The sequence below is a fragment of the Rhodococcus sp. GB-02 genome (assembly GCF_053470465.1).
Map to the genome: position 1 here is coordinate 458,939 of NZ_JBPUKE010000001.1, position 21,280 is coordinate 480,218.

The window sequence follows — 21,280 nt, forward strand, 5'->3', positions numbered from 1 at the left end:
ACTATTCGAATACTGCTGCCGCGCCGATCACCACGACGACGATCACGAAGTTGATCAGCAGGAGTGGCCAGACGAAGCGTAGGAACTTGTCGTAGCCCACCTTCGCCATCGCCAGCCCGCCGACAACGACGACGTTGGTCGGGGCGACCATCAGCATCAGGCCGTGGCCCATCTGGAAGGCGGTGATGACGAGGGCGCGGCTGACTCCGGCGAAGTCGCCCAGCGGGGCGAGCAGCGGCATCGCCAGGGTGGCGTGTCCGGAGCTGGACGGGATCAGGAACGCCAGCGGAATGTTGACGAGCATCACGAGGATCGCGAATACTCCGGCCGAAGCGCCGCTGACCAACTGCTCCATCGCGTTGAGGATGGTGTCGAGGGTTTCGGTGTTGGTCATGATCACCGAGACGCCGCGAGCGAGCAGGATGACGATCGCCGGGCCCACCATGTCGCCGGCTCCACGCGTGATCAGGGAGACGATTTTCTTCTCACCCATCTTCGCGACTATGCCGACGAGAACGGCGGCGAGGATGAACAGCATCGCCAATTGCGGGAACCACCAGTTCAACTCGAACCAGTAGGGCTCGGTTGCCGTGACGTGGTACGCGTCGTACTCGGCCGGACCGGTGGTGGAGCCGAAGATGCTCGACCATGGGATGACGGAGAAGATCATCAGTCCGAAGGTGAGTCCGGTGATGAGCAGTACCAGTTTCTGAGTTCCGGTGAGCTTGCCGTCGATGTCCACCGGCTCGGCCGGTTCCTCGTCTTCGTCGTCCTCGATGTCGAAACCGACAAGCGACTTGGACGGATCTTTCTTCACCTTTGCGGCGTAGCGGAGAACGAATACCACTGCCACTGCGGTCAATACGATCCACAGGATCACGCGCAGCACGATGCCGTCACCGATGGACACGCCTGCCTCACCGGAGGCAACGCCGATCGAGAACGGATTGACGGTCGACGCCATGTTTCCGACCAGAGCGCCGAGGATGATCATCGTCGCCGCGACCATGCGGTCGTAACCCAGTGCCGTCATCAGCGGTATGAGCAGGGCGTAGAAACCGAACGTCTCGACCGAGAAGCCCATCGTCGAACCGAGCAGCGAGAACAGCACCATGATGACGGTGATGAGCAACCAGCCCTTGTCGCTGAGCTTGGTAGCGAGTTGGGAGACAGCGGTTTCCAGGCTGCGGGTGGCAAAGCTGACCGAGATGAACGCACCGAGCGCCATGATGAAGAGGACTACGCCGACCGAACCGAAGAGCCGTCCGATGTTGTCGGTGTCGACAAACCCGGTGATCGAATCCTGTACGCCGTACAGGCCGTTCACGGGGGAGAGGATCAGTTGCTGGATTCGTTCCCAGAACGAGAGCGGAGACGTGACGGTCTCGAAGCTACCCGGAACGGGTGAGCCGTCCACGTCGACGCCGAAGCGTCCGGACGGAATGAACAGTGCCGCAACCCAGACCAGAATGGTGACGATCGCGAGCATCGTGACCGCACCGGGGAACTCGAACTTCTTCTTGGCCGGCGTTTGCGCGGATTCCGTGTCGGTGTCGGTGCTCATTTCTTCCCCTCGAAGGTGTCGGCATACTCCTGGAAGAACAGTGCTTTGGCGACGACGGCCTTCTCGAGCTCGTCGAGCAGGACGCGTTCATTGGGGCCGTGGATGTTCGCGTAACCGTCGGTGGCGCCGAACAACAGCTTCTCGGCAGTGGGCACTGCTGTATCCAAGGCCATCACGAGGGGGATCGAGCCGCCGCCTGCCATCAGCCCGGCCGGTTCACCCCACGATTGCGATAGTGCAGACAGTGCCGCGTCGAAGGCCGGTCCACTTTCGGCTGCCGCGAATCCGTCGCCGGTTTCTCCCGCGGTGACGGTCAGTTGCAAACCGAAGGGGCGCAGGGCTTCCAGGTGCCGTACCAGGGCAGCTTGTGCCTCCACTGCCGGTTGACGCGGATGCACACGCAGATTGATCACAGCGCGGGAGGTGCTGGCGACGGCGTTGACCGCACCATCCACAGGGGGAGCGTCGATACCGGTCACGGTGATGGCCGGGCCCGACCAGATGCGTTCGCCGATGCCGCCGGTTCCGAGCAGGGGGAGCCCGTCGCGGATCTCGGCGAGGGTGCGGAACTCTTCCTCGGTGTACGAACTACCGTTCCACGGTTCGCGTAGGAGGCCGTCGACTGCCACGTCCCCGTTGTCGTCGTGCAGCGACGCCAGTGCGCGGATGAGCGCGAGGCGGGCGTCCGGTGCGGCGCCGCCGTAGAGGCCGTTGTGCTTGTCGGCGCCGAGAGTGGTGAGTTCGACGATCACCTGGGCGGATCCGCGCAGTGCGACGGTCAGGGTCGGTGATCCGGGGCGAACGCTGCCGACGTCGGCGATAACCATTGCGTCGGCCGCAAACAATTCGGGGGCTTCCGGCGGATAGTTGTCGAAGGGGCTGCCGAATTCTTCCTGGCCCTCGATGACGAGCTTGACCGTTACCGGCGGCTTTCCGTCGAAGACTCGAAGTGCGCCGATCATGCCGATGACATTTGCCTTCGAATCTGCCGTACCGCGGCCGTAAATCGCGCCGTCACGCTTGGTCGGTTCGAAAGGTGGAGAATCCCAGAGTTCGACGTCGTCGGCGGGAACGACGTCGTAATGCGAATACATCAATACCGTCGGGGATCCGGCGGGGCCGGGAACTGTTGCAATGATGACGGGCGCGGTTTTACCTGTTATTTCGAGTTTCTCCATCTTCGTGACTCCGGATTTTTCCAGTAGAGAAACGATCAGATCGTGAGCCTCGAAGAGGGGTTCGCTGGGGAAACCCTCGGTCGCTATCGACGGGATGCGAACGAGTTCGACTAGTTCCGACTCCAGAGTCGGCATCAAACCGGCAACTGTTTCCTTGATTGTGGAATAGGAGGGTGACGCGGATTCTTCCGGCACGGAACTGACTCCTTCTGGGAAAGGCGAAAAACATTAGAGGCAGAGTCTTACACCCGATATATGGGCTGTGAAAGGGCAACCCGAACAAAAAGTCGAAGTGGGGCGTCGGTCCGACGATTCTTGACATTGACGTCAACGTCAACACACACTGTGATGGTGACCACCAGCGAAACGCAGGAGCGAGCGCGGACAGCCCGCAAGCTCGGGGACGGTCCACGTCGGGCCGGCCTGCTCGACACCGCTGCCCTCTGTTTCGGCGAACTCGGATACGACGCCGTGACGGTCGAGACGATCACCACCAGGGCTGATGTGTCCCGAGCGACCTTCTACGCGTACTTCTCGTCCAAGGACGAGGTCTTCCGCGCCGTCGCCGAAATGATGTGCGGACGGTTTCTCGACGCCCAGCACATGGAGGGGCCAGCGGCCGAGGATCTACGCGAAGTTCTCAGAACGACCACGTCGGCGTTCATCACGGCCGTGTACACCTATGGGGACCTGCTCGCGGTCATCGAGCACCGGGCGCGGGTGGATTCCGAGGTCGAGCGCAGTTGGTCGGCGGTCCGCGGAAAGCTCGTGAGCCGCTACGTGCGCTTTGTCGAACGTATTCGACAGGTTCACGACGTAGATCCCTGCGTTTCGCCCCCGGTGCTCGTGCAGATGATCTCGGACGCGCAGATGGCCGGTGGAGCACGATTGAGCAAAGCGAGTGCTGACGAGCAGAACCAGTTCATCGCAGATATGACGACGATGTCCGAGCGGTTGATCGGGTTCGAAGAGTCGAAATAGATTTCTTTTACGAATGGAGTGATCGGTGGCAGAACAAGACGTGCTCGAAGCGGCTCTGGCGGAAATCTCTGCGCTGCAACAAGCGCATTGGCCCGCCGGCATTCCCCGTGCCGTCGAGTATCCGCTCGAAGGCGGGGGACTTGTCGACTACTTGCGGCATTGGGCGGAAGAGCGGCCGGATACTCCCGCAATCGTCTTCTACGGCAGGGTCATCACGTATTCCGAATACGACGAGCTTTCGGATCGTTTTGCCGGATGGCTGCTTTCGCTCGGCGTCAAACGCGGCGATCGCGTCGGCGTACACCTGGTCAATTGCCCGCAGTTCCATATCGCGATGCTCGGCATTCTGAAGGTCGGTGCGGTTCACGTGCCGATCAATCCGCTCTTCCGTGAACACGAATTGATTCACGAACTCAACGATGCGGGCGTCAGGGTTCTTCTGACGCAGAACACTTTTTCGAAGTTGGTGAAGAAGGTTCGCTCACAGACTCCACTCGAACACGTCGCGAAGACCGCAGTATCGGACATGCTGACCGCGATCCCGACTGTCGAACTGCCCTTCGAGGTGGACGATCCGCGCCTGAGCGACTGGCAGTCGATCATCACCAGTGAGCGGGCGACTCCGGTTGCCACCGATCTCGATTCCCTTGCTGCTCTGAACTACACGGGCGGAACGACGGGAATGCCCAAGGGCTGTGAGCATACTCAGCGCCACATGGTCTACACCGCGGCCACGGCGACGCTTGCCGGCGGTGACCAGGTGGGCGCCAATCCGCCGGTGTCCCTTGTGTTTCTGCCGATCTTCTGGATCGCGGGTGAGGACTTCGGCATCCTGGTTCCGCTCGTCAACGGCGGAACCGTTGTCTTGCTGAATCGTTGGGATGCGGAAACCACGCTCGACGCGGTCGAGACCTACGGCGTGACCTCACTGGTCGGAACCGTCGACAATTACGTCGAACTGATGGACACACCAGGATTCGCGGAGCGAAATCTCTCGACACTCCAGAACGCCATGGCAGTCTCGTTTGTTCTCAAACTCGATCCGGCCACGCGCCAGCGGTGGCGCGAGGCTACCGGCGGTGTTCTGCGCGAAGCGAGCTACGGCATGACCGAAACCCACACCGCGGACACGATCACCCTCGGTTTCCAGGACGGCGACTACGACCTGAAGAGCGAGCCGGTGTTCTGCGGAATTCCGGTGCCCGGCACCGACGTTCTGATCGTCGATCACGACGGCAGGCCGGTTCCCGTCGGCGAGCACGGACAGATCATCGTGCGCAGTCCGTCGATCCTTTCCGCGTACTACCACAACGAGGCGGCCACCGCCGACGCCATCCGTGACGGCTGGCTGCAGACCGGCGACGTCGGAAAGTTCAGTGAGCGTGGTGGTTTGCACTACCTGGCGCGAAACAAGGAAATGATCAAGACCAACGGCATGAGTGTCTTTCCCTCCGAGGTGGAAGCGCTGCTCATGCTGCACCCGGCGATCGAAAAGGCTGCGGTGGTACCGAAACCGGACCCGGACAAGGGGCAGGTGGCTTTTGCGTTTGTCCAGCTGGTTGAGGGTTCCGACACCGCGGCCGACGAGATCGTCTCGTGGGCGAAGGAGAACATGGCCACGTACAAGGTGCCCGAAGTGGAAGTGCTCGAGGCGCTTCCGATGACTGCGACAGGAAAGGTGCGCAAGGGCGATCTGTTCGAGCGCACTCAGGGGGACAAGTGAGATTGCTGATTGCAAACCGCGGCGAGATTGCGCTGCGGATCATTCGAACTGCCCGTGAACTCGGGATCGAGACGGTGTCGGTCTACGCCGAGGACGACGCGTCCAGTCCGCACGTTGCGGCGGCCACGGAGTCGGTACCGCTCGGAGCTTCGGGAGCTTCCGCGTATCTCGATCAGGGCCGCTTGCTGAAGATCGCGGCCGAAACGGGCGCCACGCACGTGCACCCCGGCTACGGATTCCTCAGTGAAAACGCTGAATTCGCGCAGGCGTGCACAGAGGCAGGCATCGTCTTCGTCGGTCCGGACGCTCAGGTCCTCCGGACTTTCGGAGACAAAGCCAGTGCCCGTACTGCGGCTGTCGACTCCGGCGTACCGGTGCTGCCGTCGACATCGGCGAACGCCGCCCTCGACGAGGTACGCGAATTCTTCGAGCGCAACCCCCGCGGCATCATGATCAAGGCGCTCAGCGGCGGCGGTGGCCGCGGCATGCGCGCAGTGCGTGACCCGAAAGCACTCGACGACGCGTACCGTGTGTGTGCGGCCGAAGCCCAGTCGGGATTCGGCAGTTCGGCACTGTTCGCCGAGGTACTCAGTGAGCACGCTCGCCACATCGAAGTGCAGATCGTGGCGGCACCGGGGCGCGGCGGAACCCATGCGCTCGCTCTGGGTGACCGTGATTGCAGCGTCCAACGTCGGCATCAGAAGTTGATCGAGGTAGCGCCCGCGCAGGGGCTGTCGGGGGCCCTGCGCGGGCGTCTGCACGCCGCGGCCGCGAGGCTGTGCGCCGAGGTCGGCTACCGCGGAATCGCGACGGTCGAGTTCCTCGTAGAGGAACGCGGCTTCGTATTCCTCGAAGTCAATCCGCGAATTCAGGTGGAGCACACGGTAACCGAGGAGGTCGCCGGAGTAGATCTCGTCGCCGTGCAGCTCGCGATCGCGAACGGAGTTCCGTTCGAGAACCTGGACCTACCAACCGGAATCACCGCTGTGGAGAAGGACTCGGAGACAGTCGGATCCGTGGCAATCGCATCGGGAATCGCGATCCAGGCCCGCGTCAACATGGAAACCATGACGCCGGACGGCAATGCGTTGCCGTCGTCGGGCACGCTCGACAACTTCACTCCTCCGGGCGGGCCCGGTGTGCGAGTGGACACCTTCGGCGCTGTCGGGCTCTCGCCGAGTGCACGTTACGATTCGCTGCTGGCGAAGGTGATCACCCACACGCGTCGCTCGGATTTCCCTGCCGCGGTGCGCAAGTCGATTGCTGCTTTGAGTGAGTTCGCCATCGACGGCGTAGCGACCAACATCGAGTTCCTGCAGGCAATTCTGTCCGACAAGGACTTCCGTGACGGCTTGGTCGACGTCGATTGGTTGGGTTCGCGGTTGGCGGACCTCGTTCCCGAAGCCGGCCCACAAACGCCCTCCTCGGCTGTGGACGTGGCACCGGACGAGGATGTGGTTCGTGCGCAGATGGCGGGCATCGTCGTCGAACTCGCCGCCGTCGGTGACGGTGTCCATGCGGGCGGCCAGGTTGCCGTCCTCGAGGCGATGAAGATGCAGCATGTACTTTCGGCGCCCGGTGACCTCGAAGTGGTCCGAGTGTTGTCGTCACCGGGACGATCGGTCGGAGCGGGCGAACCATTGCTCGTCGTTCGTAGCGCAAGCGCGGGCTCGAAGCTCGCCGAGGTCGACGAGGTGGACCTCGACGACGTCCGTCCCGATCTCGCGGAGATCATCGCTCGCCACGAGGTGACCTTGGACGCGGCGCGGCCCGCAGCTGTGGCCAAGCGCCACAAGCTGGGACGCCGGACTGCTCGCGAGAACGTCTACGACCTGGTCGACGACGACAGCCTGGTCGAGTACGGCGCTCTCGCGCTGGCAGCGCAGCGCAGTCGACGCAGCGAGGAAGACCTGATCGCCAACACTCCGGCTGACGGACTGATCGGCGGAGTGGCGACCATCAGCGGCGGCGAGAGCGTCGTGATCTCGTACGACTACTCGGTGCTCGCCGGTACCCAGGGCATGCGTAATCACGCCAAGACCGACCGCCTGCTCGAGATCGCCGACCGAAAGCGAGTTCCGGTAGTGCTGTTCGCCGAAGGCGGCGGCGGGCGTCCGGGTGACACCGATGCGGGCGCCGGGGCGGGTCTCGAACTGGGAACCTTCCGCGCCATGGCGGCGCTGAGCGGCCGGGTGCCCATGGTCGCAGTCGTGTCCGGTCGTTGTTTCGCGGGCAACGCGGCCCTGGCCGGCGCTTGTGACGTGCTGATCGCAACACCGGACGCCAATATCGGCATGGGAGGACCGGCGATGGTCGAGGGCGGCGGCCTCGGAAACTTCCGTCCCGAGGACATCGGCCCCATCGACGTGCAGCGCCGCAACGGCGTCGTACACCTGGTGGCTGACGACGACGCTCACGCGGTGGCCCTGGCCAAGCAGTACCTCGGCTATTTCCAGGGTGCGAGCCCGGACTGGACGGCTCCGGATCCGCGGCTCTCCCGGCACGTGGTGCCGGAGAATCGACTGCGCTCGTACGACGTTCGTGGAGCAATCGACGCGATCGCGGACGTCGACAGCGTCCTGGAATTGCGTCGAGATTACGGACGCGGTGTAGTCACTGCACTCGTTCGCGTCGAAGGAGTTCCGTACGGTGTGCTGGCCAACAGCAGCGAGCATCTCGGCGGAGCGATCGACGCGGAAGCCTCTGACAAGGCCTCGGACTTCCTGGAACTCCTCGAAGCGCACCGAATCCCTCTGGTGACCCTCTGCGACACACCGGGTTTCATGGTGGGTCCGGATTCGGAGGAGGAGGCGACGGTCCGAAGGTTCGGCAGATTCTTCGTTGCCGGTGCTCGCCTCACCGTGCCGTTCGGAACGGTCATCCTGCGTAAGGGTTACGGGTTGGGCGCCATGGCGATGGCCGGTGGTTCCTTCCACGCACCCGAGTTCACGGTGGCGTGGCCGACCGGAGAGATCGGGCCGATGGGTCTGGAAGGTGCCGTGCGCCTCGGTTTCCGTAAGGAACTCGAATCCGTCGAAGACCCGGAGGCTCGGGAAACTCTGTTCGGTCAGTTCGTGGAACTGGCCTACGCACAGGGCAAGGCATTGATGGCGGCTACCACGTTCGAACTGGACGATGTCATCGATCCCGCCGACACCCGCGCCTGGATCAGGCAGCTCGGCAGAAACAGTTGAGATCCTGCTGATTCGAGCTGTTGCCGCACGTGGGCAGGGCAACTAGCCTTGCCCACGTGTCGGCTGCGCGAGATAACGTCCTGATCATTCATTGGCACGACCTGGGCCGACACCTCGCGAGTTACGGTGTCGCCGGGGTCAACAGCCCCAACCTGGACCGGCTGGCGGCAGAGGGCATCCGGTTCACCGACGCACACGCGACGGCGCCGCTGTGCTCACCTTCGCGCGGTTCTCTCTTCTCGGGCAGGTATCCGCACAACAACGGTCTGATCGGGTTGGCGCACCACGGCTGGGAGTACCACGCTGAGGTGCAGACGCTTCCGCAGATCCTCTCCGACAACGGTTGGTACACCTCGCTCTTCGGCATGCAGCACGAGACTGCGTACCCGAAGCGACTCGGCTATCACGAGTACGACGTCACGAACTCGTTCTGCGACTACGTGGTTCCGCGTGCCCAGAACTGGTTACGACGCTTCCCGCCCGAGCCTTTCCTTCTCACCACGGGGTTCTTCGAAACGCATCGGCCGTACCCGGCCGATCGCTATACCCCGGCGGACACCGCAGCGCTGGAGGTTCCCGGATACCTTCCCGACGTGCCGCAGGTACGCGAGGATCTGGCCGAATTCCACGGCAGCGTAGAGGTAGCGGACGCCGCGGTGGGTGATCTGCTCGGGACGCTCGAGGAAGAGGGGCTCGACGAGAACACGTGGGTCTTCTTCCTCACCGATCACGGCGCCGCGTTCCCACGTGCCAAGTCGACGCTCTACGCACCGGGCACCGGGATTGCGTTGATCGCTCGGCCTCCGGCTCGGTATCGCAGTGGCGGAAAGGAATACGAGACACTGTTCAGCGGTGTGGATCTTGTTCCGACCATTCTCGATCTCCTCGGTATCGATGTCCCCACCGAGGTGGAAGGGCGCTCGCACGCCGATGCCCTCGTCGATCGTGGAACCGAGCCGTCCGAACCTGTCCGAACCTCCTTGTTCACGGAGAAGACCTTTCACGACAGTTTCGATCCCATTCGCGCGGTGCGCACCAAGGACTACAGCTACATCGAGAACTACGCCGTCCGCCCCGCTCTGGATCTACCGCTCGACATCGAGGACAGTCTTTCCGGAAAGGCGCTCGGCACCGAGCATCTGGCGGTACGCGCACCCCGGGAGCTGTACGACCTTCGTGCCGACCCCGACGAGAAGATAAATCTGATCGATCGACCGGAAGTCTCGGCAGTACAGGCGGAATTGTCCTCGCAGCTTCACACGTGGCGCGCCGAAACGGATGATCGTCTCCCGGACGAGGCATTGGGAAGCGCGATGGCGGTGCATCGCATGGCGGCGTACCTCGAGAAGATCGGTGTCCGACCCAACGTGCGGTCCGCCTACAGCGCGGACCGCGGTTACCTCGAGTCGGACACCGAAAACCCCTAAGGCCTGGCGGCTTCGCGCTCCTCCAACAATGCGACGACCCGCTCGACCAGTTCGTTGATGTTGGCGCCGGTTGTGTCGAAAGCCAGGTCCGGGTTCTCCGGAGTCTCGTACGGTGCGTCGATTCCGGTGAGCCCCTTCAGTTCACCGGCCCGCGCACGCGCGTACAGGCCCTTGGGATCTCGGCGTTCGCATTCTTCGACGGGAGTGGTGACTGCAACTTCGAGGAAGGTGAGCCCGGCAGCTTCGTTGAGAGCACGCGCAATTGCCCGATCCGAACGCAGCGGCGAGACCATCGACGCGATGGCCACGACGCCGGCGTCGGCGAACAGTCGAGTGAGATGTCCGACGCGCCGGATGTTCTCGGCCCGGTCTCCCGGCGAGAACCCGAGATCGTCGGAGATACCGTGGCGGACGTTGTCACCGTCCAGGAGATACGCGGTGCGTCCCGCGTCGACCAGCGCACGTTCGACAGCCACAGCGACGGTGGATTTTCCGGAGGCAGGAAGGCCGGTCAGCCAGATCGTCGCGCCCTTCTGGGTGGTAGACGCCCACCGCCGCTGACGTTCGAGTGAAGACGGATGCCACTTGATGTCGTTGCGGGTCTGCTCACCGGGAACAACGACGCGGGGTTCGAGAATGGTGCCGGCGCCGACGGTGTCGTTGCTCTGCTCGTCGATCAGGATGAAGGCGCCAGAGTCCCGATTGTGGTCGTAGGTGTCGGCGACCACCACGGAACTGGTTCGGAGCGTGACCGTTCCGATGTCGTTGAGCCCCAGCTCCACCGGGCTGTCCTGCTCGTCGAGTGTCTCGGGGTCGAGTCGGGTGTGCAACTCTTGAACCGTAGCTCGCACGGTCCGGGACGTATGTTTGAGTGCTATCCGGTCACCGGCGCGCAACGGGGTATTGGACAACCAGCAGATCGTGGCGTCCAGTTCTCGGGCCAGGACCGGCAAATGAGCCTGTGTGCCGCCATTGACAAGAACGTCGCCGCGTCCGACGTCGATGTCGTCGGCCAGTTCCACCGAAACCGACAGTGGTGCAACGGCAATACTGCGGTTGTCGTCGAGAGTGTCCAGACTGATCACGGTGCTCTTCGATCCGGACGGCAGTACCACTACCTCGTCCCCGACGCTCAGTGTGCCTGCCGAAATTCGGCCGGTGTACCGGCGACGATTCTGCGGATCGGGGCGCGAAACCCATTGCACGGGAAGCCGAAGTTCCTCGATGTGTGTCGCGGGCGCATGGAGTTCGACGCCTTCGAGATATTCGAGAAGTGTCGGCCCGTTGTACCACTCGGTGTTCTCCGAGCGGGTCACGACATTGTCGCCGGCTTTCGCGGAGACGGGGATGGTAAGTACGTCGCCTCGCCCGAGCTGGCGTGCCAATACCCGCAATTCTTCCTGTACCTGAGCGAATCTCGTTTCGTCGAAGCCCACCAGATCAATCTTGTTCACCACGGCCACAATGTTCGGAACACCCAGTAGCGCTGCGATTCTGGCGTGTCGACGCGTCTGACGCAGCACGCCGGTCCTCGCGTCGACCAGCAGGACCGCAACGTGAGCGTTGGATGCTCCGGTGAACATGTTGCGCGTGTAGCGCCCGTGCCCCGGAGTGTCGGCGAGTACGTAACTTCTTGTGGGAGTGGAGAAGAACCGGTAGGCAACGTCGATCGTGATTCCCTGTTCACGCTCGGCGCGCAGTCCGTCGGAGAGTGCAGCCAGGTCGGCGACACCGTGCTCGTCGGTGACGGAATCGAGGTGATCGGTTGGCAGACTGTCGGTGTCATGCAACAGTCGGCCGATCAGCGTGCTCTTGCCGTCGTCGACGCTACCCGCCGTGGCCAGCCGCAGGAGTTGGCGAGTGATGGTGGTGGTCATCAGAAGTAGCCCTCACGCTTTCGGTCTTCCATCGCGGCGACCGACGTTCGGTCGTCTGCGCGAGTCTCGCCTCGTTCGGAAACCGTCGCGGCCGAGATCTCGGTGACGACGTCGTCGATGGTGGTGGCGTGCGATCGAACGGCGCCGGTGATGGTCAGATCGCCGACGGTTCGATATCGCACCCACTCGGTCGTTGCCGCGGCGTTTTCGGCGTCGGTGCTGAATTCCGAAGCAGCGAGGAGCATTCCGTCGCGCTCGAATACCCGCCGTTCGTGCGCGAAATAGATGGGCGGCAGTTCCAGTTCCTCCTGGGCTATGTAGCGCCAGATGTCGAGTTCTGTCCAGTTGCTCAGCGGGAAGACACGAACGGACTCTCCGCGTCTGATCCGACCGTTGTAGAGCGACCACGGTTCGGCCCGTTGCGCCCGAGGGTCCCACTGGCCGAACTCGTCACGGAAGCTGAGGACTCGTTCCTTGGCTCGCGCGCGTTCCTCGTCCCGGCGGGCGCCGCCGAATGCGGCGTCGAATCGCCCGCCTTCGAGAGCGTCGAGCAGAGTTCTGGTCTGCAGGCGGTTTCGCGATCCGCTGGTCTCGGTCGACTCCTGCACTCTGCCCTGGTCGATCGAATCCTGAACGGAGGCAACCAGAAGTGGGTGTCCGCCCTCCTTGATTCGACGGTCGCGAAATTCGATGACCTCCTCGAAATTGTGACCGGTGTCGACGTGCAGCACCGGGAAGGGGAGCGGCGATGGTCGAAACGCCTTCTCGGCCAGCCGAAGCAGGACTATCGAGTCCTTGCCCGCCGAGAAGAGCAGTACCGGTCTTTCGAGCTCTGCCACCACCTCTCGAATGATGTGAACCGCTTCGGATTCGAGAACTCGGAGTTCGTCGACGACATCGGTGACGGTGCTCATGTGACGGGATATCCGTTCTGTTCGGCGTCGATGCGATAACGCTGCACCCATTCGCGGGATCGTCCGTCGCTCTGACGACGCAGCGGCGGTGGCGGGGCCAGTTGTCCGTCGAGGCCGAGGGAGATGAGGGTTTTTGCGACCACGGACTGCGGGTCTTCGGTGAGATCGCGGAACCCGACTTCGATGGGAGAGATGTCCTCTTCCTCGAACCATCGCTTCCATTGGCGTTCCTGCTCACCGAGAATCGTCACCAGGTGCGCGATTCCGACTGCGTTGTACTGCGCACCGTCCGAGAGATTCGGTGGAGTCGCGTCGTCGCGCCAGACCTGTGTCTGCACGGCGCGCCACATCGACACAGCCTGAGCGACGACATCTTCTCGATAGACGTGGATGAACTGCAGGTCGTGATCGAGGGTGTCGTGGAGTGCGGAACGTAGGTCCGTCCCACTGCGCCAGGGCAATCCGGCCGCGCGATCGAGTAGAAGCGGCGTCTGGTTCCACATCAGCTTGCCACCCCAGACTCCGTTGGGGGTTCGGCCGAGTTCGAGAAGTTGTGTGCGCCACTGTTCGGAGGTGCGAGTGTCCGGCGTGCCCGGGTGGAACGGGGCGAGCAGACCCAGGACGGACTCGTCCGTGACGTCTTCGAACCACTGTCTCGGTTGCGGCGATCGCGAGGTCTCGGGGAGGTACTGGAAGAACTCTTCCGGCTCACCCGCAACCCCGGTTGCTCGCAGGGATTCGACCAGCAAAGTACTGCCGCTGCGCTGCGAAGCGCAGACGAGAAACGAGCGTTGGGCCTCCGTCATGCGAGCAACGCTAAGGGGGGCCGGAAACCGCCGCAAGCTGGGAAAATAAACTCACGTAGAGGTTAAATCTCGACGTGAAACGTTAAATGTGCGGGTCACGAAATCTTGCGCTGAAGCACGTCTTACGCAGTTGTCGCAAGGGCCGCGGCAAGCCCGAATGCGATGGCCATGAAGACGACTTCACCGGTGGCGCGGCGCAGAGATCCGTCCGCGCTGATGCGGTGTGCAGCGCTCGCGACCACCCACGTCCGGCGCCACCACCATCCCAAGGCGACGAGCAGTGCGATCACCACGATCTTGGCGAGGATCACCCGGCCGTATGCGGTGTCGTAGAAGGCGGAGAGCGAGTCGAGTCGCACGACGGCGTTGACGATACCGGTGACGACCAACGCGAGGACGCATCGCCAGGCGAGGGCGGAGTACTTGGGCAACCAGATCGCCCAGGCACCGCGCGACGGTACGGCAAGCGCGAGTGCGGCGAGCACGCCGAACCACAAGGCCGCCGCGAGGACGTGAACGGCGTCGAGGATGGATCCGAAGCTCTGCTGCGCCATGTGCCCGGTGATCGGGCGGGCAGCGAGCGCCAACGCGGAGACGACCAATGCCGGTGCGACGGGAACGGTCTCGGGATTGGTGAATCCGTAGATGCCGTAACAGACGACGGCAAGCGCGCACGCGATGATCGCGACGCCGACGCGGCCGACGTTGACCTCGGAGACGAATGCGCCGAAGTGCCCGATGGTCAGCGAGGTGACCGGGGCGCCGTCGGCCGCTGCGGCATTGAGCACGAGGAGCGTGATCTCGGCGACGAGCCAGACCGCTGCCGCCGCGGTGAGCTGAGTCCACATGACGGCGGGGGTTGTTGCCGGGCGGCGTTCACTGCGGCCCATCCAGGCAAGCGCCGCGATGCCGAGCGTCAACGAGCCGCATCCGATCGCGAGAACGCGGACCGTGCTCGACGATTCGGGTCCTGACGGACTCGCGAGCCCCCAGGCGATCAGTACTCCCAGCAGGGCTGTGGGTACGGCAAACAGCAACCACCACCTGTTTGCCGTACCCGTCACGCGATCAGCTCGACTTCGGCTTACGGAGCACGAAGAACAGCGCACCGCCGAACACGACGACGCCGGCGACGATGAAGATCCACACCGGCATGCTGCCGGACTCCGACTCGCCCGTACTCGACGCGGCGGCAGCACCGGGAGTGCCCGACCCCGCCTCGGTGAGGGTGAACGTCAGGGTTCCGTTGACGGGGTGACCGTCAGCGGAGGTGACGCGGTACGCGATCGTGTAGACGCCGGTCGGCCCGAGATCGCCGAGGTCTGCACTGACAGTGGGACCTTCGACGGACGGATCGCTCTTGGTCCAGAGGTTGCCGTCGGGACCGGTGACGGTCAGTGCCGCGAACTGCGCCTGTAGAGCCTCGTTGAACGTGACCGAAACCTTTTCAGGCGCAACCTGAATGGACGCACCGTTTTCGGGGTTGGAGCCGACCACCGCGGAGTGCGCGCTGGCCGTGCCCATTCCGAGCATCGTGGCCAGCATCGCGAGCATGCCGACGGCGATGACCTTGATCCGGGTACTCATCGGCGCTTGCTCCTGACCAGCGCGCCGAGGCCGAGTGCAGCGCCCAACGCGCCGAGCACCAGGCCGATGCCGCCGAGCCAGCGGGCGGTGTTGTCCGACGAAGAAGATTCGGATGCAGCGGACGTCTCGGCAGCAGGCGCTCCGTGGGCGTCACCGGTGGACGCGGCGAGAGTCAGCGTCGGGGCGGGCTTGTCCGGCTCACTGCCGTCGGCAAGCTCTTCCTGATCCCAGTTGACGACGTTGCCGTCGCTGTACGTCTGGACGGCCTTGAACTCGACCTCTTCCTGCTCCGGCAGCGGGCCGGCAGAAAGGACGAACTGCTGGAACTGGCCGGGGGCGATGCCGACGCCGGGATCGGCCGTCCAGGTCACGGACTTCGCGACCAGCGAGGTGGGGTCCTTCTCCACGACAGCGGTCCAGCCGGGCATCGGTTCGGTACGTGCCGACTTGAGGTCGGGAAGCGCCACCGTCAGCTTGGTGGTCGAAGCGGTGTCGGATTCGGTGGGCACGCGGAACGTGAGAACGGAATATCCGCCCTGCGTAGCTCCTGGTGCGACGACGCTGACGTGTGCTGAAGCAATTCCGGCGGCCAGCAGCACGGCGCTGCCGGTAGCGACGGTCGTGACAACCGCACGCGAAATCAGGGTGTTCTTCATGTCGGGAAGTGTCCTCTTGGTCTGGTGAAGGGGTGGGGAGTTCTACGAATCTTCAGACCAGGGCAGGAGGACCGCGCCGCGAGATGCTGGCGCGAAGCAGAGCGTCGACAGGTCCGTGATGGATTCCGGTCGAGACGGTGTGGCCGCGGGAAGTGACGGCGGCGGGCGCCAGGGACGCCAGGACGACGTGAAGAGCGTGAGTGACAACCCGGTAGAGGCGCTCGGCAGCCAGGACCGCCAGCGCACAGGCGACGGTGGCACCGGCGTGAGCACCGAGCATCACCAATCCCGGAGCGGGCGAATGAGCGTGCTCGGAGAGCGTCATGGTGGTGTGCGCGGCGAGCTGACCCAGGCCCAGAGCCACGATCAGGGCGGCGGGCCCCCGCGAGAAGGCGGGGAGGGTGGCTGTGACAGCACCGACGGTTGCGCAGACTGCGAGCAGCAGTGTAAGCGAAGACGACTGTGGCAGCTCACCTCCACCGATTCCGTGCGCAGCGACAGCGAGAGCAGCCGACGCGGAACCGACAGCTGTCCCCCGGAGGGTCGCGGTCTGCTCGGCTGCTCTCACTGTCTTTCTCAGGTCTAGCGCACGCCGAGGCGTGCGAGCAGATCTGCTTCGACGCCGTCGAGTTCGGAAGAAATTGCCTGATGAGCTGCCTTTCGGCGAGCCTGCGGCATCTGCTCGGCAGCACGAACTGCCGTGCTGAGGTCGCCGAGGCGCTCACGGATGGCGGCAGCGAAACGCTGCGTCTCCGCGTCGTCGGGCTTGCGGCTGAGGATCTCGGTGACCGAGCTCTCGGCACCGGCGATACGAGCGCTCAACTTCGCGCCGTGACCGGTGTAGTCGCCGAGCTGGTCGACGGCGATGCCCATCTTCTGTGCGCGCGTGGTGTCGAGCTGGGCGCGAACTGCCGTAGCCGCGCGGTACGCGATCGGCAGGAGAACAGGGGCGAGCAGACGTGCCACGCCCAGGTACTTGCGTACCTTGGCGACGGTCAGGCCCTGATTCGCAGCAGCCTTCTCCTGCGCCTTCAGGGTCGCGATCTGCGCCTTTTCGATCTTGTGCTGTGACTCGATCTCGGCTTTCTCCAGCTTCTTGAGCGACTTGGTCTCGACCTTGTCGCGCTTACGCTGGCTCTTGGCGTTGAGCTTCGCCTCGACCTCAGCCTTGTGCTTGAGAGCCTTTGCCTCCGCCTTGCGGGTGGCACGAGACTTTCGCTTCTTGAACAACCCCATCGAAAAGGACCCCGTTTCCAGGTGTTTGTGTGTTGCCAGGTACCTGCGCTTCGGCTTCAGCCTAGGGGAGCACATAATCTTCGTCATCGTGTGTTCCGTTAACAACCCCGCGCCCCAGCTCCCGATCATCGATTCGGGGGCGTTGACCCGATGCCGTCATCGGGTGCGCCTGGACGGGTTGTTTCCCGGGAAATCGGCTTCGGAACCCGTCGACACCGGCGTCAAGCAGCGCCAGGATGCCGCGATCGCGAAGCGCGCGGAGATCGCCGAACTGGTGATCGGCGCTGCTCCCGAGCGTTGGGTGAAGATCAACCCCGATCAATCGGCGTCGGCTCAGGCTCGCGACACACTTGCTGCCTGTGAGGCCGGCGCGGACCGGATCTGGGGCGCGGTCTTGCCGGTCGAGCGCGACACCGGACGCAAGGGCCGCTGCGAAATGCTCATCCGTGACGACGAGGGCGGCGGGTACATCCCCGTCATTGTCGTCAATCACAAGGTGACCGATCCCGGCCAGGGCGCGATCACCTCGGGGCTCTTCGACTGGGAGCCCGCGGTCGATCCCAAACGCAAGGTCCGCAGTCAGGTCCGCGATCAGATGCGCGTCGCGCAGGTCTATCGGATGCTCGAGCGTCGTGGGCTCGCTAGCCCGTCTCTGACAGCCGGCGCGATCGGTTACAACGGCGACTGCATCCTCGTCCACGACCTCAGCGCGATTCTCGACGATTACGACGAGCGTTTCGCCGACCGCATCGCTGTTGCCCGCGGTGAGGTGCTGACGTCCCCGTCACAGGTGAGTGAGTGCAAATCGTGCCCGTGGTGGACCGAATGCAAGCAGGAGTTGCTCCGCAACCGTGACGTCAGCCTCGTCGCCGTCGGATCGCGAGCGGAGCTTCTGCGCGACGTCGGCTGCAACACGATCGATCAGCTGGCCGCCTGGGAAGGTGAGCCGCTCGAGGATTGGCCGCACGGAAATTTCGACGACGCAGTGGTGATCGCTAAGGCGTGGTTGGTGGATGCTCCGTTGGTGCGGCGGTTCGAGAAGATCTCGGTGACTCGGGCGGACATCGAGATCGACGTCGACATGGAGAGCTATCAGGAGCACGGCGCCTACCTGTGGGGGACACTGCTCAATGTCGGTGGCTTCTCGATGTATCGAGGATTTGCGACGTGGGATCCGTTGCCGACAGGTGACGAGGCGCGGTCGTTCGCGGAGTTCTGGGGCTGGCTGATGGCGGAACGTGCCGCGGCCGCTGCTTCGGGTAAAACCTTTGCCGCATACTGCTATTCACGCTCGGCCGAGGACAAGTGGTTGTTGGACTCGGCTCGCAGGTTTGCCGGTGAACCTGGGATTCCGAGCAAAGACGAGATCCGCGAGTTCATCGACAGTCCGCAGTGGGTCGACATCTATCAAGCGGTCAGTGATCAGTTCATCTGCCCGAACGGCAAGGGACTCAAGAAGATTGCCCCCGTCGCCGGATTCAACTGGCGTGACGCCGAAGCCGGTGGTGAAGCGTCGATGGCGTGGTATCGCGAGGCGGTCGGCTACGACGGTGAACCGGACGAGACGCAGCGGACACGCATCCTGCAATACAACGAGGACGACGTCATTGCCACCAGGGTCCTACGTGAGTGGATGACGGACCGCGCAGAGAAGGAAATTCCACTCGCCTCGGACCTGTAAGCCGGCGACCTCGACGTATACTTGGTCGAGGTGGCGAAGGCGCTCGTAATGCAATCGTTGGCAGAAGGCGTTGAGACGGCTCTTGCGCAGCGCCGGTTGCGAATTGGTTCAAGATTACTGCATCAGTCGGCCGATACCTGCGACGGAAGTGACCGAATATCTAAGCGCAACTGCACAATCCAACGATGGGTACTTTCATTCGTTCTGACAACTGTGCGCCTTTATCAACCGCGGGCGGTCAATAAAGGCGCACAGCAGGCAAGTTAGCGCGGCGCCATGCGCAGGGCGCCGTCCATGCGGATGGTCTCGCCGTTGAGGTAGTCGTGCTCGACGATCATCTGTGCGAGCTGCGCGTACTCGGACGGCTGGCCCAGACGCGACGGGAACGGGACGCCGGCCTCGAGGCCCTTGCGGTACTCGTCGGTGACTCCCGCGAGCATCGGGGTGTCGATGATGCCGGGGGCGATGGTGTTGACGCGGATGCCGAACTGCGCGAGGTCACGGGCAGCCGGAACAGTCATGCCGTGCACGCCACCCTTGGAAGCGGAGTACGCGATCTGGCCGATCTGTCCTTCGAAGGCAGCAACGGAAGCGGTGTTGATGACAACGCCGCGCTGGCCCGACTCGTCGACGGCTTCGGTCTTGGCGATGGCGTCGGCGGCCAAGCGCATGACGTTGAAGGTGCCGAGCAGGTTGACGGTGATGACCGTGCGGAACAGCTCGAGGTCGTGCGGACCCTTCTTGGACAGGATGCGTCCGGCCCAGCCGACACCGGCACAGTTGACGACGATGCGCAGCGGGGAGCCCGACTCGACGATCTGGTTGATCGCTGCTTCGACCTCTTCACCGCTGGTCACGTCGGTGGGGATGAGGGTGACGCCGGCGGGGACGTTGTCGCCAGCGCGCTCGATCGACGCGGGCAGATCCAGGCCGAAGACGGTAGCGCCGGCGTCGGCGAGGCGCTTGGCTGTCGCGGCGCCGAGGCCTGATGCCGCTCCGGTGACCAGTGCTGCGGTTCCCTTGATTTCCACTTCGTGTGCTCCTCGAGTTAGCGATCGGTAAGGCGGTGGTACGTGTCGAGAACCATAACGCGAGGGTGTATGTGAGGGCGAACGCGCGAGGCCTGCGAAGGGCTGGGTACCTTGGACGCGAGGTCTGAGAGCAAAGCACCGGACGAGAGGGGACCTGCGTGAGCAAGGCGCCTGTGCGTCCCGCCGCTTCTGTCGAGAATTTCGAGCGGTTGCAGCGCGACCCGCTCTTCGAAGATCTTGCAGAGTTGATCGCCGAGGTTCTCTCCTACGCGTTCGACGCTCCGGCCGCCGTCGAGATCGAACAGTGGACGATCAGTTGCCTGCCTTCGACCAACCGATCGGCGGAGCGCCATCGCTTGTTCACTCTCAATATCGGTCCGATGGAGATTTTGAGCGTCGAGTGTCACCTCGTCGGCGGTGAGCCGATCGAGCACGTCATGTCCGTGTACGTATCCAGTTCGGCGCTGGAATCGCGAACCGGCTGCAGCATCGAAGAACTCGATGCCAAGCACGATCTGGTCGCCATCAGACGCACCGAGTTGGCGTCCGCCGACGGCGACGGGACCGTGATCGACTGCAGTCTCGAGGACTCGGATGCGTTGGAGCAGTTTGCTCAACTGCCCGTCGACATGACGACGGTTCGTCCGCTCGCGGAGCATCTTGTTGCCAAGGGCAAGGGCCCATTTCGGCAATATCACAACTCCGGGTTCGCCAAATATGTACTGGAAAGGTCGCTCGACCATGGTTGATCAGTTGCCCATCCGACTCCCGCGTGTGCTGCGAGACGGGGACGATGACGGCGCGGTCGACGTGCTGCAGGAATACTTCACGAGGCCGCTCCGAAAGACCGGTTATCTCCGAACCGGTGCGTTGTGGGATTCCTGGGATCCCAGTGGCAATCGCGATCGTGATGCGAACATCTTCACCGCGGAAGATCTTGTTGCGGTGACGCTTCTGTCGGTTCAGGTTCCGGCGCAAGGAGCCTTCTTCCTACTCGGGGAGAACAATGCCGAACTGAACCGACTCCTGGCCGACGTGGGCCCGGATCGCGATCTGTCGAAGGAACCCGAGCCCTTCACTCCGGAATCTCCGGTGTGGCGGTTGGAGACGGCGCTTCGAGAGATTCACGGCGTCGGGCGAACCATGGCGTCCAAACTGATCGCGCGCAAGCGTCCGCGACTCTTCCCGATCTACGACGACGTCATCGGGCGGGAGTTGGGAACGAAGGCTGCCCACCTGGAGCCCGTTCGCGCAGCCATGCAGGAAGGCGAGTTGCAGAGTCGACTCCTCGACCTACGTGCACGTGCAGGTCTCGACGAATCCGTTCCGGTCATCAGGGTGTTGGACGTGCTGGCGTGGATGCAGGGTAAGGGATACAAACCGGCACTCTAGCTTTCTTGTCGGTGGGCGGGTCTAGTGTCGAAT

18 protein-coding genes are annotated in these 21,280 nt (G+C 63.5%); 7 read left to right on the forward strand and 11 right to left on the reverse strand.

Annotated elements, in window-relative coordinates; all coding sequences use genetic code 11:
- Position 1 precedes the first annotated feature (1 nt).
- Both ACSW29_RS02225 and ACSW29_RS02230 read right to left on the reverse strand, forming a co-directional pair.
- On the reverse strand, positions 2-1,564 hold the full coding sequence (locus ACSW29_RS02225) for a YfcC family protein (RefSeq protein WP_448276294.1): 1,563 nt from the start codon (positions 1,562-1,564) through the stop codon (positions 2-4).
- A complete protein-coding gene (locus tag ACSW29_RS02230) occupies positions 1,561-2,937 on the reverse strand; it encodes a M20/M25/M40 family metallo-hydrolase (protein ID WP_230816098.1) in 1,377 nt (458 codons plus the stop codon). The genes ACSW29_RS02225 and ACSW29_RS02230 overlap by 4 nt, the downstream gene beginning before the upstream one ends.
- Before the next feature lie 150 nt (positions 2,938-3,087).
- Between ACSW29_RS02230 and ACSW29_RS02235 the strand changes: the two genes are divergently transcribed.
- The 4 genes from ACSW29_RS02235 to ACSW29_RS02250 are packed head-to-tail and all read left to right on the forward strand — an operon-like array spanning position 3,088 to position 10,067.
- Positions 3,088-3,723 carry a TetR/AcrR family transcriptional regulator gene (locus tag ACSW29_RS02235; RefSeq protein WP_448277392.1) on the forward strand — a complete coding sequence of 212 codons (636 nt, stop codon included), beginning with the start codon at positions 3,088-3,090 and terminating at the stop codon, positions 3,721-3,723.
- Positions 3,724-3,748: 25 nt separating this feature from the next.
- Positions 3,749-5,446 carry an AMP-binding protein gene (locus ACSW29_RS02240; protein WP_448276296.1) on the forward strand — a complete coding sequence of 566 codons (1,698 nt, stop codon included), beginning with the start codon at positions 3,749-3,751 and terminating at the stop codon, positions 5,444-5,446.
- Positions 5,443-8,640: a carboxyl transferase domain-containing protein gene (locus tag ACSW29_RS02245; RefSeq protein ID WP_448276298.1), complete on the forward strand. Its 3,198-nt coding sequence runs from the start codon at positions 5,443-5,445 to the stop codon at positions 8,638-8,640. The genes ACSW29_RS02240 and ACSW29_RS02245 overlap by 4 nt, the downstream gene beginning before the upstream one ends.
- 56 nt (positions 8,641-8,696) lie before the next feature.
- Positions 8,697-10,067 (forward strand): sulfatase family protein, encoded by a 1,371-nt coding sequence (locus ACSW29_RS02250; RefSeq protein WP_042950256.1) that lies wholly within the window; start codon positions 8,697-8,699, stop codon positions 10,065-10,067.
- Here ACSW29_RS02250 and cysC read toward each other — a convergent pair.
- From cysC to ACSW29_RS02290, 8 genes are all read right to left on the reverse strand, one after another.
- Positions 10,064-11,944 carry an adenylyl-sulfate kinase gene (gene cysC / locus ACSW29_RS02255; protein ID WP_448276299.1) on the reverse strand — a complete coding sequence of 627 codons (1,881 nt, stop codon included), beginning with the start codon at positions 11,942-11,944 and terminating at the stop codon, positions 10,064-10,066. The genes ACSW29_RS02250 and cysC overlap by 4 nt on opposite strands.
- Positions 11,944-12,858 (reverse strand): sulfate adenylyltransferase subunit CysD, encoded by a 915-nt coding sequence (cysD, locus tag ACSW29_RS02260; RefSeq protein WP_448276300.1) that lies wholly within the window; start codon positions 12,856-12,858, stop codon positions 11,944-11,946. Before cysD ends, cysC begins: the two co-directional genes overlap by 1 nt.
- Entirely contained in the window at positions 12,855-13,664 is an 810-nt protein-coding gene (stf0, locus tag ACSW29_RS02265) for a trehalose 2-sulfotransferase (RefSeq protein ID WP_007735934.1), read from the reverse strand. The genes cysD and stf0 overlap by 4 nt, the downstream gene beginning before the upstream one ends.
- A gap of 122 nt (positions 13,665-13,786) precedes the next feature.
- A complete protein-coding gene (locus ACSW29_RS02270; RefSeq protein ID WP_448276301.1) occupies positions 13,787-14,728 on the reverse strand; it encodes a copper resistance D family protein in 942 nt (313 codons plus the stop codon).
- Between the two features lie 4 nt (positions 14,729-14,732).
- Positions 14,733-15,251: a copper resistance CopC family protein gene (locus ACSW29_RS02275; RefSeq protein ID WP_069146703.1), complete on the reverse strand. Its 519-nt coding sequence runs from the start codon at positions 15,249-15,251 to the stop codon at positions 14,733-14,735.
- A complete protein-coding gene (locus ACSW29_RS02280; protein ID WP_448276304.1) occupies positions 15,248-15,907 on the reverse strand; it encodes a YcnI family copper-binding membrane protein in 660 nt (219 codons plus the stop codon). Before ACSW29_RS02280 ends, ACSW29_RS02275 begins: the two co-directional genes overlap by 4 nt.
- A gap of 52 nt (positions 15,908-15,959) precedes the next feature.
- Positions 15,960-16,475 carry a hypothetical protein gene (locus tag ACSW29_RS02285; protein WP_448276306.1) on the reverse strand — a complete coding sequence of 172 codons (516 nt, stop codon included), beginning with the start codon at positions 16,473-16,475 and terminating at the stop codon, positions 15,960-15,962.
- A gap of 14 nt (positions 16,476-16,489) precedes the next feature.
- Entirely contained in the window at positions 16,490-17,143 is a 654-nt protein-coding gene (locus ACSW29_RS02290) for a DUF6474 family protein (protein ID WP_003944178.1), read from the reverse strand.
- A gap of 124 nt (positions 17,144-17,267) precedes the next feature.
- Between ACSW29_RS02290 and ACSW29_RS02295 the strand changes: the two genes are divergently transcribed.
- Positions 17,268-18,824 carry a TM0106 family RecB-like putative nuclease gene (locus ACSW29_RS02295; RefSeq protein WP_448277393.1) on the forward strand — a complete coding sequence of 519 codons (1,557 nt, stop codon included), beginning with the start codon at positions 17,268-17,270 and terminating at the stop codon, positions 18,822-18,824.
- A gap of 263 nt (positions 18,825-19,087) precedes the next feature.
- On the opposite strand, the gene ACSW29_RS02300 is transcribed toward ACSW29_RS02295, so the two are convergent.
- A complete protein-coding gene (locus tag ACSW29_RS02300; protein ID WP_003944195.1) occupies positions 19,088-19,855 on the reverse strand; it encodes an SDR family NAD(P)-dependent oxidoreductase in 768 nt (255 codons plus the stop codon).
- 158 nt (positions 19,856-20,013) lie between these two features.
- Between ACSW29_RS02300 and ACSW29_RS02305 the strand changes: the two genes are divergently transcribed.
- Both ACSW29_RS02305 and ACSW29_RS02310 read left to right on the forward strand, forming a co-directional pair.
- Complete coding sequence (locus ACSW29_RS02305) at positions 20,014-20,604, forward strand: hypothetical protein (protein ID WP_166810289.1); 591 nt, start codon at positions 20,014-20,016, stop codon at positions 20,602-20,604.
- On the forward strand, positions 20,597-21,247 hold the full coding sequence (locus ACSW29_RS02310) for a DUF6308 family protein (RefSeq protein WP_347875683.1): 651 nt from the start codon (positions 20,597-20,599) through the stop codon (positions 21,245-21,247). Before ACSW29_RS02305 ends, ACSW29_RS02310 begins: the two co-directional genes overlap by 8 nt.
- The last annotated feature ends 33 nt before the right edge of the window (positions 21,248-21,280 follow it).